This window comes from Blastopirellula marina, assembly GCF_002967765.1.
In the GTDB taxonomy this organism is placed as follows: Bacteria; Planctomycetota; Planctomycetia; order Pirellulales; family Pirellulaceae; genus Bremerella; species Bremerella marina_A.
Genome location: NZ_PUHY01000006.1, coordinates 519,373 through 538,651, shown reverse-complemented (window position 1 = coordinate 538,651; position 19,279 = coordinate 519,373). Strand labels below are relative to the sequence as shown.

8 protein-coding genes are annotated in these 19,279 nt (G+C 50.9%); all 8 read right to left on the bottom strand.

Translation table 11 applies throughout. From position 1 onward, the window contains the following. Window positions 1–52: 52 nt before the first annotated feature. The 8 genes from C5Y83_RS10145 to C5Y83_RS10110 all read right to left on the bottom strand — a co-directional run bounded on the left by C5Y83_RS10145 (window position 53) and on the right by C5Y83_RS10110 (window position 19,259). A complete protein-coding gene (locus C5Y83_RS10145) occupies window positions 53–1,858 on the bottom strand; it encodes a response regulator (protein ID WP_105329556.1) in 1,806 nt (601 codons plus the stop codon). Between the two features lie 791 nt (window positions 1,859–2,649). After that, on the bottom strand, window positions 2,650–3,426 hold the full coding sequence (locus C5Y83_RS10140; protein WP_158262309.1) for a response regulator: 777 nt from the start codon (window positions 3,424–3,426) through the stop codon (window positions 2,650–2,652). Between the two features lie 310 nt (window positions 3,427–3,736). Beyond that, the gene (locus tag C5Y83_RS10135; RefSeq protein ID WP_146117732.1) at window positions 3,737–7,744 is read right to left on the bottom strand and encodes a chemotaxis protein CheB; all 4,008 of its coding nucleotides are present in this window, start codon (window positions 7,742–7,744) and stop codon (window positions 3,737–3,739) included. 175 nt (window positions 7,745–7,919) lie between these two features. Further along, window positions 7,920–10,490 carry a chemotaxis protein CheB gene (locus C5Y83_RS10130; protein WP_105329553.1) on the bottom strand — a complete coding sequence of 857 codons (2,571 nt, stop codon included), beginning with the start codon at window positions 10,488–10,490 and terminating at the stop codon, window positions 7,920–7,922. Further along, window positions 10,487–13,783: a chemotaxis protein CheB gene (locus C5Y83_RS10125; protein ID WP_105329552.1), complete on the bottom strand. Its 3,297-nt coding sequence runs from the start codon at window positions 13,781–13,783 to the stop codon at window positions 10,487–10,489. Before C5Y83_RS10125 ends, C5Y83_RS10130 begins: the two co-directional genes overlap by 4 nt. A 160-nt stretch (window positions 13,784–13,943) precedes the next feature. Further along, entirely contained in the window at window positions 13,944–14,702 is a 759-nt protein-coding gene (locus C5Y83_RS10120) for a response regulator (protein ID WP_158262308.1), read from the bottom strand. Between the two features lie 322 nt (window positions 14,703–15,024). Further along, window positions 15,025–15,519 carry a response regulator gene (locus C5Y83_RS10115; protein ID WP_233207180.1) on the bottom strand — a complete coding sequence of 165 codons (495 nt, stop codon included), beginning with the start codon at window positions 15,517–15,519 and terminating at the stop codon, window positions 15,025–15,027. Beyond that, complete coding sequence (locus C5Y83_RS10110) at window positions 15,492–19,259, bottom strand: CHASE domain-containing protein (RefSeq protein WP_105329549.1); 3,768 nt, start codon at window positions 19,257–19,259, stop codon at window positions 15,492–15,494. The genes C5Y83_RS10115 and C5Y83_RS10110 overlap by 28 nt, the downstream gene beginning before the upstream one ends. Window positions 19,260–19,279: the final 20 nt, after the last annotated feature.

The window sequence follows — 19,279 nt, the reverse complement described above, 5'->3', positions numbered from 1 at the left end:
ATAAGCTATGGTCGAAGCGAGGAGACGATAGGGCGAAACGATCAATCTCGGGCTATATATCATCGTTTAGGCAGCGCCGGATGGTCTCGCGTAAGCGTGTGATTTCCAGCGGTACCGTTAAATAGGCATCGATGTTCTCGATTTGGGAATTGTCCATCTTGTCAATCATCAATCGATCGGAAATGGCAATGATTTTGGGACGTTTTTCCTCTTGGTTTCCCTGCGTGATTCCATCAATTCGGTTAGCGATGACAAAGACGTCGTGGATTGGCAAGTGACAGTCGATCATCAAGAGATCGAAGTCCTTTCTCGCCAATAGATACATCGCATCACTTCCATCCTTCGCGGTATCCGCAGAATGTCCGAGCTGTCGCAGTTGCTCGACCATATACAGTTGTAGGGCCCGGCTCTCATGCGCGACCAACACATGATGCTTTGCTGTTAGCGGTCTGCTTGGTTTACCGTTACCATTCTGGCGTTTGAGAAAATTGGGGCCTTTCAGCAGTGACTTGCTGCTTGAATCGATTCGACCGGTAACTTCCTGTTCGGGTAAGCGAACGGGAATATCAACCCAAAAGGTCGAGCCTTTCCAACGTTCGCTTTCTACTCCCATTTCCCCTCCCAGTTGCCGCGTTAATTGCAACGCGAGCGAAAGGCCGAGGCTAGGGCCAAGTAGCGGTGGCATCGATCGTAGACTTCCTTGCGAAAAGGCCGCTTTCAATTCGTCCAAGGTGTCGGCCGGAATTCCCACACCGGTGTCGGACACGGAGATTCGAATGTATCCACCGTGTGAGTCTTGCGAGAGACATGCTCCGTGCAAATCAATTCTGCCTTGCGAGGTAAACTTAATCGCGTTCGAGAGCAACAAGATTAGTACTTGGCGAATGACCTTTCCATCGCAGATTACCGATTCGGCAAACGCTTCGTCAGATGCCCACTTCAAAGCAATGTGCTTCGAGCTGAGTAGAGGATAAGCCGTAGAAGCGACTTCCTGAAGAATGGCCGATAGGTCACATAGGAATGGTTGAAGTTCTGCCCGCCCCGACTCGATCCGAGCGATATCGGACATCTCACCGACCATGCGGTAGAGAACGGTACTGTTAGCCAAGCTGGCGTCAACGAATGCCTTTTGTTGATCGGTCAGGTGCGTTTGTGCCAAGTGATCATGAATCGACAGAATTCCTTCCATCGTCATTCGTAATTCGTGACAAACGGTCGCTAAGAATTCACTCTTGGCGCGACTTGCTTGCTCGGCTTCCACGGCCATAATCGCTATGGCATCCTTACTAACGTGATTGGAGAGATGTTTGAAGTCTGTTGCTTCGGTTTGAAAACGGAGTTGATGCGCGTTCTTGAGTAGCTTATTCTCCTCACTCAATTGCTGTGAAAACGACTCTAAACTTCTTTGTTGCGTTCGTAAGTGATCGACGAGGGCTCGATGTTGTCGGACGAATCGTTCGCATCGCAGCGAATGCAGTATCGTGCGGATGATCGCTTTGCCTTGAATCTCGCATTTGACGAAATAGCCGTGTGCTCCGCGGCTGAGAACTTCCTGTTCCAATTCTTCGTCATCGAGACCGGTCATCACCAATAACACGGTCTGCGGACATCGCTCTGCCAGAGAGACAACCGTTTCGACCCCCTCACTATCGGGCAATCGTAAATCGGCAATGATCACATCGTAGTGACCCTGACTGAGCGTGTCGCACGCATTTTCCAACGTGCGGGCATGGGAGATCTCGAATTTAGTTGGCCCAGATGCCAAATGACGGGTCAGGGTTTGGTAGTCAACGTCGTCATCCTCCAGTAACAGGAGGTTTACGATCTGTTGATCGGTGATAAGGACTTCATGATTCATAGCCGTTCTCCCGGATTGGTTCTAAACAGACTACGGATTTGATGAACGCCTCTGCCCTCGTTTGCGATTGACCGGAGTTGGCTATTTGCAGCCCTGACGAATTCGTCTAACGCTTTCCGAATGCGCAGCAGTGTGCAGTCGAAAGGGATTACTGAAGTGCTTAAAGAGTGGACAAAGAGAAGACAGCCGAACGAAGGTGAGCAACATCGCGGAACGGCGACGCAAAGTAGATTGGCAGAACGCACCAATGAACGGCAGGAAAGCTTCCTGTGAGTAACTCGAATTGTAGGCACGACAGAAGGTCTCGCAATGAGCGCGAAAGCGTTGCTTCCAAGCGCAGTCTGGACACTAGACAGCCGAAGACGGCTGTTGTAGCGTCAAAAACTTCATGTTCAGAAGGGAAACGTCCCTTCAGACGCGCAATCCATTGCGGTTGCGAGCGAATCGGCTGCTCGCGTGCCTATTTGAGTTCAGCAGAGCTTAGCTCTTTGATCGAATCGGATCTGCCACTTCATCAATTATATACATGGGATTAATTCCCTATTTGAATTGAATGCTTTCACTGCGGCTTACCGGAAAGTTAACTTCGGATCGTCAACGAGCTAATCATGAAAAAATGTTTTGTCTTTCGTGAAGTATATCGTACACTCGCAACATCGGTTGAAAATGCGCGGGAGAGCTGAAGCGTTGCCTCAGCTCTCCCGGCGATGGTTAGCCGCTGGAGTATTAAATCCAATCTCCCTTGGAATTCTTTCCGCTCTCCCTGCGGTGAACTTCAGCGGCTAAGATGATTACGACTCCGGTATTCGACGAGTTGGTTTCTTGCTGATGGCTTCGATCGCGTTGATGAGGCCTTGTGGGTTAACGGGTTTGGGGAACCAGCGATCGATCCCTTTCACACCGCTCTCTAAACCGTTTTCTTTCGGTGATGTTCCGCTCAACGCGAAAATATGTGTGGAACCGATACGCGAATCAGATCGTATTTGCCGCACGGTTGTTGGCCCGTCACATTCGGGCATTTTCATGTCAACAAGGATGACCTTCGGCGCGATGTTCTCCTTGAGGTAATTCAGCACCTCTGATCCATTTGCGAACGTGTTGACACCGTAACCATGAAGACGAAGAAAGTCGGCTAACATTTCGCGTTCGTTGGCCATGTCCTCAACTAGCAGAACGTTACCCGAAGCAGAGGATGTCGGTGGTGTTCTCTGGAAGACTTCGTTTTCGTCTAGCCGTTGCAAACAACTTTGCATCACTTCAAAGGCTTCTTCCGCCTCTTGAACCTGTCCAGCTTGAAGCAGCTCGCGATAGAGGTGCAATCCAATACTGATTTGGTGTAGTTCGTTGCGAATCCCATGACGGATATCACGTGGCAGTCTAAGAAATTGCCTGCGAATAAGTGAAGCAGTCGTCTCCGTACTGTCGATTTCGTCGCGGACAATAGCGATGTCCCGCGGAGCATCGATTCCGATCTTCACGTTTCCGGAATGGACCCGGATGAAGTGGATGGTAATGCCAACCTGAGGGAAAGATATCTTATCTTTCGAATGGCGAGTAACGACTAACACAACGGTCTCCTTGCTGCAGTCATGAAGGAAGTGACTACATACGAGGTAAGGAGGCCAGGAATTCCTGACGAAGGAGAATTCTGCCCCAAGTTTAGGTTTGCGTAACTGCAAGCATACCTAGACTCGAATTTCCTCGAGTGGGCCGTCCGTTGCTGAAGCGAGCTATCGGCTGCCCGCACGCCATGACCTCAACCTATCAGTCGATCGGCATTGGGTCAACAAGAATTGATTCATTTATTACAGAAACAGGGTACATCAATCTCCCTCCTCAGAGATGGCAGTTGCGTTTTGCGCAGCATTAGCAAAGCATTTATGACGAAGATGGTACCGAATCATTGGGCAGTAGAAACGGAGCGATAGCAGAGGCTAGCTCGGTTGGATCGATCGGCTTAACAAGATGCATGTCGAATCCTGCATCTAAAGCTTTACGTCGATCTTCCTCTTGGCCATACCCAGTGACAGCAACCATGAGAACTTTGCTATGGTTTTTCAAACGGACTCGTCTCGCTAGTTCATATCCATCGATATCAGGCAATCCGATATCAACAATCGCCACCTGCGGAAGAAAAGCGTCAAAACGCGACAGGCCTTCCAAGCCGTTGCTGGCGGATTCTACTTTGAACCCCTTTAATTCGAGCGATCGAGCGAGCATCCGACGAATCCCGTCGCTATCTTCGATCAACAGTAGGCGAGTACCAGGCGTGATCTGAAAGCTGTGGCTTTTTTGGCTCGATGGCGGTGCGGAAGTAAGCGGAAGGCGAATTGTAAATTCGCTGCCAAGTCCTTTACCGAGGCTCTCGGCGTTGACTTTACCTTCGTGGGCTTCGATGATCATTCTCACCAACGAGAGTCCCAGCCCCATTCCGCCTTGGGAACGATCAATCGTTTGTTCTGCTTGAACAAACGGCTCAAAAATCTGATCGGCGATCTCGGGTGGGATGCCGTCGCCTGAATCACCCACGGTAATCACAACTTCACCGCCATCTCGCCAAATGTTGTAACGAATCGTACTTCCTGGTGGGCTGTATTTACTGGCATTGATTAGGAGGTTGACCTGGGCTTGCTGCAATCGCCCAATGTCTCCTTCGACGAACAGGGGAACGTTAGGATGATTTAGTTCCAGCTCTTGATTGTTGACTTCCAGCTGATGCTGGATACAGTCGACCACATCCAAGACGATCTTGTTGATATCGATCACTTCAGTGTGAAGAACAAGCTTGTCGTTGGTGATCCGAGCAACGTCTAGCAGATCGTCGAGGAGTCGAGACACGTGCTGTAGTTGGTGTTCGACGACTTCACGTGCTTCGTCTGTGGTCGTTTTGTCGACGCCCTCTTCTTTCAGTAAGCTGTTGGCATTCAGGATAGCCGCGAATGGATTACGTAATTCGTGTGAGAGCATCGCGAGGAATTGATCGCGACGGCGAACCGCTTCGCGAATCTTCAATTCGGCTTTCTTCAATTCAGAAATATCTCTGGCAATCGCTGACGCACCATGCACCGTCTTGGAAACATCACGAATTGGGGAAACGTGCAGCGAGATATCGAGCACCTTCCCTGTGCGACTATGCCAGACCATGCGATGATCGTTGACTGAATTACCCTGGGCAACTTCACTCAAGAGAAGCTGAATCGCCGGATCAGAATTGTCGGGCATCAGCAGCGAAAAATTTTGGCCAATCGTGCTCGACTCGGAATATCCGAGAAGCTCTGTCGCGCCACGATTCCAGGTGCGAATCGTTCCATCCAGGTCAATACGGATGATGGCGTCGGACGACTGTTGAACGATTTCCGACAGCTCGGTTAATCGGAGTTCGGCGGACTTCAGCGAGGTGATGTTGATCAATGTCATCACCAGGCCTTCGACCACGCCCTTGGAGAAATAGGGCAGGATTCGCAGCAAATACCATTCATCCTTAGCGTCGTCGACTTCAAGCTCGAGGGGTTCTTCCGATCGAAGAACTCTTTCCAGCGCGTCCAGTAATGCGAGGTTCTTCACGTTATGCGTGAAGCTATCGATTCGCCGACCTACGTCTTGTGGGATCAAGTTAAACGTCTTAGCGATGCCCGGGGTAAACTTGCGAATACGGAATTCGCGATCGAGAAAGACCGTGTCGACTTCAGTGCTGTTGAGCAGATTCTCCATGTCATCCGTCATTTCGGTTAACTCCGCGATCTTTCGCTGGTGTTCCATGTTGACGGTATAAAGCTCTTCGTTGACGGAGTTTAGCTCTTCATTCGTGCTTTGGAGTTCTTCGTTTGATGCGAGTAGTTCCTCGTTGGATGCTTGGAGTTCTTCATTGGTTGTTTCCAGTTCTTCGATCGTCGCTTGAAGCGTTTCCTTCGCGTACTGGAGTTCCGATTCCAAGGCCTGGATCTGTTCCCTGGAGATGCCTTGCAAGTCAATCGAGGGAAGTGTTTCTGTGACGTTCTCGCATTCGCGTGCCTCAAAAATGATGAGGAACTCGTTTCGATTGGCGGTACGATTGAAGAATGGTTTGACCACCAATTTGATCTCTTCGTTCGGTGGTCCTGCGAACGTCACACCGGAGTGGACGACCGGAGATTGATCCTTGATCGATCGCTGAAGTGCGGTGAGGATCGGGACTTTGAGATCTGGATGCACGTTCTCCACAACATCCGTGGAGGGACGACCATCTTTACGAATCAGATAACGACTGGCTCCTGAGAAGGTGTGTAGCAGGTCGCGACTGTCGGTCACGAGGATGCTAGGCGGCATGAATTCATCGAGTAAACGATCGTAAGTCTCCAGTTGGTGCGCAACGATGCCGCGGGAGCTCTGAGTCGGAACGTTACTGCCGGGCGATCCAGCAGCAGTGCGAATCGCAGTTCTCTCACCTGCGAGAATACGAACATCGCGACGCTTGCGAAAGATTCGCCAATGTTCGTTTTCAACATCAAACTCTCGCCCTAATTCTCCGGGTGTTTCGCTTGGGCCAAGCCACATCGTGCCACCAACTTTGAGGGCAAAATGAAATAGTGAGAGGGCTTTCTTCTGTGCCTCGGTTTGCAGATAGATCAGCAGGTTTCGACAGCTGATGAAATCCATAGAAGTAAATGGAGCGTCCCGGATGATATTGTGGGGCGCGAATACGATCATCTTCCGTAGATGTGGTGAAACCTGATAGCCATCACGACGTTTGACAAAGAATTTGGCAATCCGCTCGTTTGAAACATCACGTAGTTCATCTTCTGTAAAGATGCCTCTAGCAGCAATTTCTAGCGAGCGATGATGGACATCAGTGGCAAAGATACGGGTAGGAATTACGTGAGGGAGATTGTCTAGTTCCTCGCTAATCTGCATCGCGAGGGAGAAGGCCTCTTGTCCGGTGCCGGTACCGGCAATCCAAAACCGTAATTCGTTGCGAGGATCGGCCTCCTGGATTAATGGCCGAAGCACATTGCGATGAACGAACTCAAAGCCTTCCGGGTCGCGGAAAAAACGGGTTACTCCAATCAACAAATCGCGATAAAGCTTGCCTAACTCGTCAGCGTCATTTGATAAGCCTTCGGCATAAGTGGCCAAATCATAAACTTGATTAAGCATCAACCTCCGCTCAATCCGACGCGTGATCGTACCTGATTTGTAGTGAGAGAAGTCGATGCCATATTTGTTTCGTAGCAAGCGAAAGATCTGTTTGATGTACGCTTCCGACGATGCGCCGTCGAGATTGTCTAGGATGGAGTCAGTGTTGCCGTTGTTTCGTTCCGCGAATTGATGGATAACGTGATCCATTTCCTCGGCAAGTAGAATCTCGTCGACAACGCCCGTTTGAATCGCGGCGATTGGCATGCCATCGAAGCGAGCCGAGTCGGTGTCTTGTGCCAGAACGAGGCCACCAGCTGCGTGGATTTCGCAAATGCCTCGTGAACCGTCGGTACCGGTGCCGGAAAGAATGATCCCAATTGAGTTTCGACCGCAATCTTGCGCAAGCGATCGAAAAAACTGATCGATTGGTAGAGAGAGGCCATTGTGAGGAGAACGATCGGCAATCAGCAGCTTGCCGTCCGCGATAATCATGTCCTTGCCAGGCGGAATCAGGTAAACATTACCAGGCATGACTCGTAATTCATGCGTGGCTTGTTGTACCGGTAACGGCGTGTAACGCTTGAGCAGATGGTCCATCATGCTCGGTTGTTCCGGCGAAAGATGCTGGACCACTACGTAGGCGACTTTCGCGTTGCCCGACGCACCTCGAAAGAAATATTCGAGTGCTTCCAGACCTCCTGCCGAGGCACCGATTCCGGCAATGATCAAGTCATCAGCGGGATCGATAGAGGTTGTCTCGTTATCATTCACGTGAATCTGCCCCAACAAAATGACAACAAAAGCGAAGGGTATCGATGTCGAGTCGTGGCGTCATACGCACGTGACATCGGTCAATGTTTCAATCGCGATAGCGGCAGACGTCATGGCTGCCTAAGTGCTTCGCGTATTGGAAGTCAGCGAGATTTATACAAAGTAGTCCCCCGATTTAGGTTTCTGGATCTTCTAAATGACGATGAAGAGAAATAATCGTGGTGGTGTCGATCAATGTCAGCACAACGCCGTCGACACCACTACTACCGGCGTATGGTAGCAAACGCATTAGGTAGCTTCCGCCTGTGCGAGATTCGATGGCTCTTTCGACGGGGCGCATCGACGAGAGGACGCTCTGCGCTTCTTCGATTAGTTCGACATCTTTCAAGTTATGGGCGATGTGGCTAATGGGCCGACCGATATCCTGATCGAGGATATGAAAGGCTTCCTTCGCTTCGGCGGTGAACTTGCGGATCTTTAAATCGGTATCGAGGAAGATGGTGCCAATCCGAGTGCTCTTAAGCAGATGATCCATGTCCTCGGTAAGTTGGGTCAGCTCGGTGATCTTCTTCTGGTGTTCTGAGTTGACGGTGAAGAGCTCTTCGTTAACGCCGTGAAGTTCTTCATTGGTGCTTTGAAGTTCCTCGTTTGAGGCGACTAACTCCTCGTTGGCCGATTGCAGTTCCTCGTTGCTCGTCTCGAGTTCTTCGACGGTTGCTTGGAGGGTCTCCTTGGTGTAGTCGAGTTCACGTTCCAGTGAAACAATTCGTTGTGCTGATTGATCCGCCGAGTCGAACGGAACCGCTTCGGCCTGCGGGGTAACGTTGGGTTGGGTCATTTCTTCCAGGGAGATGAGAAACATTTTCTCTTGCCCCTTCAGATAAGGCTCGGCAACTAAGCGATAAGTCTGTTCGCCTTGATTGGTTCGTGCACGGACGCCTTCGAAAACGATCGATTCACCTTTTACCGAGGCTTTATGAAGTGCGGCGTTCATTGCCGTGCGAAGATCTCCTTCGACCATCCGCAAAACATCGAGAGTTGCTTTTCCTTCCGGTTGAACGAGCAAACGACGTGTGTCCCCGAACGAGTGCACCAGTTCCAAGTGCTGATTGATCAATAAGCTGGGCGGAACGTACTTGGCTAGTAAATGATCGTAGACCTCGGGAACCAGCCACGACTTGTCGCCACGCGTTTGGGTCGAAACGTACGATGGCCGGGTAAAAACAACCCGGTTCAAAGGGGGCTGAGGAGAGATCGGTCCGGTATCCGCGAGTCGGACGTTGCGCAGTTTACGGTAAATTCGCCATTGCCGATCGACAGGCTCGAACTCTTTCTCAAGGTCACCGATGCTTTCACTGGGCCCAAGAAACAGAACGCCACCGACGGTTAACCCAAAGTGGAAGAGAGAAAGAACTCGCTTCTGAACATCCTGATTGAAATAGATTAATACATTACGACAACTGATCAGATCGATTCGAGTGAATGGTGGATCTTTGGTGATATCGTGCGGGGCGAAGATCACTTTCTGACGAAGCTCGGTCGAAATGTGATAAAGATCGCCAATTCGAGTAAAGAACTTGTCGCGATACTCGATCGGCATTCGCGAGACACTCGTCGAAGAGTAAACACCGGAACTCGCGGTTTCCATCGACGTTTGATGGACATCGGATGCGAATAGTTTCAGGTCGATATTTGCGTTCTGGCGTTCAATACATTCCGTCGCGAGCATCGCCAGCGAATACGCTTCCTCGCCGGTGGCACAGCCTGGTATCCAGATTCGCATTTCTCCCGATTCGGCAGCGCGCTCTACCAATTGCGGCATGATCGTATTCCGCAAATGCTGAAATGCTTCCAGGTCTCGGAAGAACTGCGTTACCTCGACGAGGAGATCACGGTAAAGGACATCAAGTTCGCGAGAATCTCCTTCGACAAGCTTGGAGTATTCAGCCAAGGAGGAACAGCGAGAGAGTTTGACACGACGCTCGATACGACGAACGATCGTCGTCGGCTTGTACATGCTGAAATCAATACCATACTGATTTCGGAAGAGCTTGAAGATCGTCGCTAGTTCTCCCGCGTCGGGTAAGTCATCGTCTTGATCGCTATGGCTGATGAAAGAGGAGGGACTTTGGATATATTCCAGAATGCGGCTAGCCATGCTGTCAGGCGGGCATACCACATCGGCTAAGCCGGTCGCGAGGGCGCTACGTGGCATTCCATCAAACGCGGCGGATTGAATTGATTGCACGACGACCAAGCCACCACTTTCGTGAATGTCCTGGATCCCACGTGACCCATCGCTGCCGGTCCCGGAAAGGACTACCGCAATGGCTTTTTCCTTGGCATCTTTGGCGAGAGAGCGGAAGAAAATATCGATCGGAAGGTTGAGTCCACCGATATCTTGATCGGTCAGCCACAAGCTTCCATCGGCGAGCACCATGTTTTTCTTCGGTGGGATTAGGTAGATGGCATTGGCCTTTAGCTGCATGCCATCTTCCACCCGAAAGATCGTAATATCGGTCCGACGAGCAAGCAGTTCGTCCATCAAACTTTTGAAGTCTGGTGACAAATGCTGCACGACGACAAAAGCCATGCCGCTATCTTTTGGCATATTGTCAAACAAGCGTTCCAAAGCTTCCAGGCCACCAGCGGATGCACCGACGCCCACCACATAGGATGGTTTTGTTGTGGACGAGACGCTTTGCTTGGCCTCAGTCGAAGTCTGATTCGGTTCGCGTTCGTTCATGATGCGGTGCCTTGTCGGTCATGTCGGATCTTCTTGTCACCCTTAGGCAACTGAACGAAGAAAGTGCTGCCACGACCGGGTGTCGATTCGACCCAGATCCAGCCATGATGGCGTTCCAGAATTCTGCGACATAGAGCCAAGCCTAGGCCCATTCCTTCGGTTCCTTCCTTAAACTCCAGTCGCTGGAAAATGACGAAAATACGTTCGTAATGACGTTGCTCGATGCCGATCCCGTTATCGTGAACAGAGATAAGCCAGCCATCGTCTCGCACCCGTGCCCCGAGGTGGATTTTAAGTGGCTTATCGCTGCGAAACTTAATTGCGTTTCTCAGCAGTTCCTCAAAGCAAGCCAACAGTTGGCTGGAATCGCCCTGGACTTGCGGTAATTGTTCGAAGGAGATTGTTGCGTTGGATTCAGCGATTTCGTTCTTAAGATTCGCCAGGACATTTTCAAGAACTTGATCGAGCGAGACAGATTCGAAGCCGACTCCACGCGTGTTAACGCGAGAATAGGAGAGTAGGGAATCGATCATTCTTTGCATACGTTGGGACGACATCTGAATGCCATCGAGATGCGATTTCACTTCGCTGATATTTGGATCGCCTTCCTCTAGGCGGAGGGCAAACTCTTGGATGTGTCGGAGGGGCGCTTGAAGATCATGCGAGACTGCGTAGGCGAAGTCTTGCAATTCTCTCTGACTTACCGCTAGATCTTCTTCCGCTTGCTCTGCCTGAGATGCGGCGATCTTCACGGCCGTAATGTCGTCGAACGTCAGTACTAAACCATCCGAGGCACCCGATTCATTGAAATATGGGCGAACACGCTTCAGGAAAGACCGGCCGTCGCGGCTGCGTACTTCTTTTTCTAGCGCCTCGCCTGATTCGAGAACCGTGGTTAAGTCGGTCAGTAGATCAGGGTTCTCGAGATTGTAGCTGATATGTTGAATAGGCCGTCCAATATCGTGTTCGACGACATGGAACGCCGATGCAATCGATGGCGTGAACTTGCGAATTCGCAAATCGTTATCAAGAAAGATCGTGCCAATGTCCGTGCTACCCAATAGGTTGTCCAGGTCATTGGTAAGATCGGTCAACTCTTCGATCTTACGTTGGTACTCCGAGTTGACCGTGTAGAGCTCCTCGTTGACGCTGTGCAATTCTTCATTAGTGCTCTGCAGTTCCTCGTTCGAGGCAATTAATTCCTCGTTGGTCGACTGCAATTCTTCGTTGCTCGTTTCCAATTCTTCGACGGTTGTCTGCAGCGATTGGCGCGTATGATCAAGTTCTCTTTCTAGCTCTTCAACACGACCTTCTCTATCTTGATCAAATTCAACCGAGTTATTCGCGATTTGCTCGGGCCGAGAAGCCGTTTCCTGTTCTTCCAGGCAGATCAGAAAGAGCTTTCGACTTCCTTTCAGGTAAGGTTCAACGCGGACGTTAAGCCGCCTGGGCCCCATCGCCGTGTTAGCACTCACGCTTTTGAATGTGACAGATTCGTCTTTCTGGTTAGCACGATGCAGTGCGGCCGTCATGGCCGTTTGCAGGTCACCTTCAACCATTCGTGAGACATCGAGTGTCGTTCGGCCGGGAGGCTGAACTAATAGCTTCCGTGCGTCTCCAAAGGTGTGAATCAGCTCGTAGAATTCGTTAACAAGCAGGCTAGGGGGGACGTACTTGGCGAGTAGATCCTCGTAGGCACCGGGTAGAAACCAAGAGTCTTCGGTCTTGGAGCTCCCGCCGCCACCGCTGATGGTCGTTCGACCTTGAAAGATACTGGCTGGTGCCGGATTAATCGGCAGACGTGTCGACTCGGGCAGACGAACATCGCGCAGCTTCCGATAAATTCGCCAGTGCTGATCGATGGTCGAGAACTCTTTCGAAAGCGAGCCAATCGTTTCGCTGGGGCCCAGCATCAAGGTTCCGCCGACGCGTAGGCCGAAATGGAACATCGCCAGAATTCGCCTCTGGATCTCCGGCTCAAGGTAAATAAGGACGTTACGGCAGCTGAGCAAGTTAATGCGAGTAAAGGGAGGGTCTCGCGTCAGATCGTGGCGCGCGAAGACCACCATTCTGCGAATCTCTGGCTTAATATGAAAGAAGTCGCCGTGCTGCGAAAAGTACTTGTCCCGAAATCGCTTCGGTGTGTTCTCCATTGCCTTCGGGGAATAAATTGCAGAACTAGCAATCTCCATCGACTTCTGATGGACATCACTCGCAAAGATTTTGACGTTTACCGATCGCTTAAACTTCTCGGCGGCGTCGTGTAGAAGCATCGCGATCGAGTAGGCTTCCTCTCCGGTCGCGCAGCCTGAAACCCAGACGCGGATTTCGTCGTCTTCAGCACAATCTTTGAAAAGCTGTGGAATAACATCCGATTCAAGCCGCCGGAATGCTTCCGTATCACGAAAGAAGTACGTGACCTCGACGAGTAGATCGCGGTAGAGAAGATCGAGTTCATCGGAGTTATCAGACAGCTTGGCCAGATAGTCGGAAAGATCCGTGATCTGGCTGAGTTGCATTCGACGCTCAATGCGTCGTTGAATGGTAGCTGCCTTGTAGAAGGCGAAGTCAATTCCAAATCGTTGACGAAACAGGCGAAATAACGATTGCAATTCTCCTTCTTCGGAAGCGTGAGAATCTTCGACCTGCCCGCGCTGAAATTCGCCTGGCTGACCTGCGAACTCTAAGATCTTGGCGGGCATTGATTGTGGTCGGCAGACGACATCCGCCACGCCGGTTGCCGCGGAAGCTCGTGGCATTCCGTCGAACCCAGCCGATTCGGAATCTTGGATGACGACCAGTCCGCCCTTGGAATGGATATCACGAATTCCTCGCGATCCATCCGATCCGGTGCCAGAAAGGACGACACCGATCGCGTACTTGCCTCGATCGTTCGCCAATGATTTGAAGAAGACATCGATGGGCAGTTTCACGCCCATTTCACGCTCGTGCTTGGTTAACCGCAGCACGCCGTGTTCGATGGTAATGTCATGCTTAGGTTGCAGAAGATAGATCGCGTTCGGTCGAACACGCATGCCATCTTCCACACGGTGGATTTCAATTTGTGTATGACGGGCCAATAGTTGGTCCATCAAGCTTTTGAAGTCAGGAGAAAGATGCTGGACCACGACGAACGCCATGCCGCTACTGGTCGGCATGTGATCAAAGAACAATTCGAGCGACTCAAGTCCACCTGCAGACGCACCAATCCCCACTACGTAGAAAGGAGTTTCCGCTGACGTTTCCGAAAGAGATCCCTCGTTAGCCCCTGTGGAGATATTGTCTGAGTTCATCCAGCACTACCAATTAGCTGCCATACGTTGAATTCATCGTATTGTAGCAACTGGTTTTCCTCCTACCATTCGGTTCTCAACCGTTTCGATCGATGCTAGATGATAAGTGCTGGACTTGATGGATCAGGAAATTTGCCCGACTGAAAACTGGCTACGCTGATCAGTTCAGAACACTCTCTCGTGTGTTGGCACCGTGAATGATTTCGTCCACGAGCGTGCTGGGATTGATCGGCTTTTGGAACCAGCGATCGCATCCGCCTGGACCAACTTCAACGCCGTATTCTGTCGGATGAGCTCCGCTGACGGCGAAAACCTTGAGATGTTCGAACTTCGTATCTCGACGGATCTCACGAACGGTCCAGCCACCGTTGTATTGAGGCATGTTCATGTCGAGCAAGATGACATCGGGCGTTTCGTTATTGGCCAGATACGACAATGCATCGGCGCCATTGTAGACCGAATCGACCTGAAACTGTTTGAGGCGGAGAAAGCTTGCCAGCAGCTTGGCTTCGTTCTCGTTATCGTCGACGACCAAGGCTCGGCGATGTTCTTCGCCGCGTGGTGTCGTGGGGGATGGCGACCACATTTGGACTTGGCGATCGAGTACTTCCAAATCGCGAATAAAACGCGTCAAAAGCGCGAGTACGTGATCTGACTCGGTGATCTCAGCGGCAATTTGCACCTTCCGCAAAGAATCAACCGCGGTGCGAAGGTGCTCTGTAATAGGAGATTCCGTGATCTGCTCGTGATTCTTAGGTAGGCCACTGAAGTCGTCAGGTGGCAGTTCCTGGCGTCTTACTTGAACATCTCGCGGGGCGTCGATTCCGAGTCGAACTCGGGAACGCGAAATTTGTAGTACCTTGATGGAGATTCCCAAATTAGGAAATTCAATCGACTCCTGGGCACTTCGAGAGAGCACGAGAATAGCTTGGTTTCCTTTCCCGTCGGATTCGTTCAGGTATCGTCCTACCTGAATGTACAGAGGCACCGATAATTGACGTCACGTAAGCAGTTTGGAATACATTCCACAAATCACGCCCTCAAGAAGGCGGACTGCTCGCATGACAAGAGCGTGACGTCCAGTCGAACCGGTGAAGAAACCTGCCGGGAATCACTTCCCCGCATCTCGTCTTTAATACGTAGTAAATGTTCTACATGTCAAAAGCGAGTTCGACAACATCAAACAGGAATGTTATTTGCGGAAAAGACTAAAATACTAGCTCAAAGCTGCTAGCGAGAATTCAATGTTCCGGTGGGAACTCGATATAACGCCAGTACAGTTGTAGCGAGTTAAGCTGATCGACAAACGGGTCACCAAACTTGCCTTTGGGGAGATAGCCTGCGACATGCTTCTCATAGGATTTAAGAATGTCACGATCGTCGAGCGAACTCGAGAGGACAAACACGATACTGTCGTGAAGGTTTTTGTCGTCCCGGAGTTCCTGCAGAAATTCGATGCCGGACATGCGGGGCATGTTCAGGTCGAGCAGAATTAAATAGGGACGATTCAGAGCGGCTTCTGATTCGTTACCGCGAAGGACCGTTAATGCTTCTAAGCCATCGCGAGCACGTACGATCGGGTTCGCAATACGTTGCTTCGTGATCGCTCGACGGATGATATCGGCATCCACATCGTCATCGTCTACAAGCAAAATGGTAATTTGGTTGGCGACCATATGGGCAGGAATTTCCAGGAAGACAGGAAAGGTCAAGCTGGAATAAAGTCTATCAGGCAAGGCATAAGCTGCGACAGCCTACGTTCAAGCTCATCCGCCTCAGGGTGAGCGGCTTCGAATTCGTTGTTAAGTCCCCGCTTTTCAAGAGTTTCCGCGATTTTCGAGGTCTCGATTTGATGGAAAAAACGGAGTGCACTTTTGAGTTTATGCGCAGAAATCGTCAGCAAATGGCCATCGGACTTTCCTAAAGCCGTGCGAATGTTCTCCATGCTCTTTTCCATCTCAGGGGCATAAGCTTCTACGATATCAATTAGCGTTTTGTGGTCATTGCCAAGTCGCTCAAGAAGTTTCTCCCAAGGGATTTGCGTATGTGCCGATTCTGATTTTGGTTGTTCGGTGGACGCGCCAAGAGATAGAGTCAACGGGGCCGCTGCGTTACCGTTGCTGCGGTGAATCGCATTCTCAATCGCTGCGAATAACTCGTCGGCAGAAAGTGGTTTTGAGACATACTCGTCCATACCGGCGGACAGGCAACGTTCCCGATCCTTTTTCAATGCATGAGCCGTAGTGGCAACAATCGGAACATGCCCGCCGTGCTTTTGTTCATGCTCACGGATTTGAAAAGCAGCCGTCAGACCATCCATCTCTGGCATCTGCACGTCCATCAGGACAACATCAAACTGGTTGTGCTGAACAGTCTCTAATGCTTCCAGGCCATTTTGCACAATGGTAACGTCATGGTTACGTCGTTTGAGAATAGCCATCGCAACTTTCTGATTCGGTAGGCTATCCTCGGCCACCAATACACGAAGCTTGGGAATACTCGATTCGACCGTTTCCAATTCGTCGGAGGTCGAGATGACTTCTTCCGTAGTGCCAATTCCGAAGCCATCGATGATCGCCTCGAGCAATTCCGACGGTTTAATCGGTTTGCGAATCCGGGAGGCAATCTGGAGCGTCGTGTCTCGATCGTGACTGTTGATGCCACCCGAAGAAACCAAGATGACGACTGGCTGCCCGTAGGTTTCGGGTGCCGCTTGCAGCTTTTGAATCATCTCATAGCCATCCATTTCCGGCATCCTGACGTCGGCAATCACTACGTCAAATGGATATTCGTCTGTTGCCGCGGCTCGCAAGCGTTCGAGCGCCTTTGCACCAGAATCGGCGACTTGAGCTTGGATATTGTACGATTCGGCAACTTCCTTCAGCATCAGTTGGTCGATTTCATTATCGTCCACGACGAGTGCTCGTTTGCCAGCCAGAATGTGAGCAGCGTCTTGCCATGGCTGAGGCGTTTGAAATTGAGCCTTGCGAAGTTTGACCGTGAAGTAAAACGTACTTCCCACTCCCTCTTCGCTTTCAAGCCAGATCTCGCCACCCAGCTTTCGTACTAGAAGCGAAGAAATCGTCAGACCCAGGCCTGTGCCGCCATAACGACGCGTAACCGAAGTATCGGCTTGCTCGAAGACATTGAATATCGAATCCAGCTTGTCTGGTGGAATGCCAATGCCCGTATCACGGACCGAGAACTTCAATTGGATTTCATCGACACTTGCGCTCTCAGTAGGGACGTTCACCACTTTGACTTCAATCATGCCTTGGTGAGTAAACTTGATCGCATTGCCGACCAGGTTCAGCAGGATCTGTCCGAGTCGTCGAGCATCTCCCTTGAGAAGTGTCGGGACCGATCGTTCTACGTGATAGACGATTTCGACATTTCGATTGTGGAGTTTCGGAGAAAGCGACTTAAGTAATTTTGCGATCAAGTCTCGTGGTTGGAATTCTTCCTCGTCGAGTTCGAGTTTGCCTGCTTCAATCTTTGAGAAGTCGAGAATGTCGTTGATGATTTGCAACAGGGTATTGGAGGACTCGGCAACCGTACGCAAATAATCTCGCTGATCGTTGGTTAGTTCGGTTCGCAGTACCGAGTCGGTAAGGCCAATGATCGCGTTCATGGGCGTACGGATTTCATGGCTCATATTCGCGAGGAATTCGCTCTTGGCCAAATTGGCTTTTTCAGCTGCAAGTCGTGCTTCTTTGGCGACTTCTTCGCTTGTTTGTAGTTCGACCGTCAAGTTGTGCGCGAGCGCCATGTTGCGACCCATCAGCCAAATGACGCCGACCAGAAGCATGCTCAACGTAATTCCCCCCACACCAATCATTGCCGGTGTGACTCGATCGATTCGATTTTCAAATCCACGGGTGCTAAACACACTGATCCGCCATTTGCGGCCTCCGGCGATAATTTCTCGTGTAAGCGAGAACTGGCGAGTATTAGGGGCGAACTTCGAATCCCTGGAGTTGAGAAGTGTGTCATCTCCATAAAGGAGGGTCGGTGAATCAGGATCTTCGACATCTTGAATGACGACCTCAACGTTCCCAAGCGTGAGACTTTCGATGCCGGTTAATGTTTGTTCAAGGATGATTGGTGCATAGATCAGTCCTCGAAGTTGTTTGACGCGTTCTTCGGGCGAAAGCGGCGTTTCCGCGGATTGGTAGATTGGTAAGAAGTAAAGGAAACCACTGGTCTTCTGTTTGTCTTGCAGAAGTTCGATCCGGCCCGAGATTGTCGGTTTCCCGGTTCTGGTTGCCTTCTCTACGGCTGCGCGTCTGGTAGTCTCCGAACCGATATCATAGCCCCAGGCAGTTTGGTTTTGCTCTAAAGGATAGATGTAGCGAATGATGAAGAGATCGGGAGCGTTTCCGGTCGTTAAGACTTGAAATTCTGGAGTATTGTCCGCGCGAACCTCCGCGATATAGTTTTTCAAATTGGAACGCTCGACTCGTTGAATCAAACCAAACCCGATTGCGCCAGGAAACTCAACTGCTAGATTTCGCGATAAAACGAACTTTGCAAACTCATCGCGCGAGACGTGTTGGCTGCCGATATAGAGACCACGAAGTCCACGCAGTCCGTAGACGACACGGTTGATGCTGCGATCGATGTCTTCGACCGCCAAGTTGGTGTAATAAGCGAATCTGGCGTTGTTTGCTTCTCGAATGGTTCGCTGGGCATCCCAGACCAAGCTTCCTGTGACGAGCAAGGCGACGGCCAGCATTCCGACAACGACTCCACTGATAGGGCGTGCCCGTCGAAGTTCTGCGAGGACAATATCTTGATCGCTCTCAGTATGAATAAATCGGGATCCACGCCAGACTAGAAAGAAGCCAGCTGCTACAAAGACGAGTAACGTTGCCGTGTGAATCGCGGTCGTCGAAAAGATACTCGTTCCGCGAACATTGTTGCGAAAGAGGAAGAGGAAAATGCTAATGAGCCCCAAGATGCCAGCTAAGGAGGCGATCGACTTTCGGACCCAAGTGGGCACGAAGTTGGAAATGATTTGACTGACGGCGAGTAGCCAAAGTCCGATTGCCGTTCCGGTAGACATCAGCCCCGGAGTTCTGCCGATACGGATTGATCGAGGATCGTCACTGAGAAGCGTATCGATGCCGAAATCCCAGGAGAACGCGACTTCTAGCAGACTTATTGTTGCTAGCGCGAATACAAAGGCCGCCAATCCAATCGCCGCCCAGTCGATACGGTTGACCACGAAGTGCACACGAGATCGGAGCAGTCCTGTTGCGGCCAGTGCGGCTAGACCAAGTGCCGTGTTGAACTTCATGGTAGGAAGGCCGTCGACTAGTGATCGAAGGCTAATCCAACCGGCGGGCCAAGCCAACATGACAATGCATGCGGTGACGAGAGCCAGACATAGAAAGATTCTTCCGGCGATCAATAACCATGCCGCAGCGATCAGTCTCGACTTAGAAGAGGGGGCGGAGGTGGCGTTGCTGATCATGATGTCTATCTGGCAAGGAC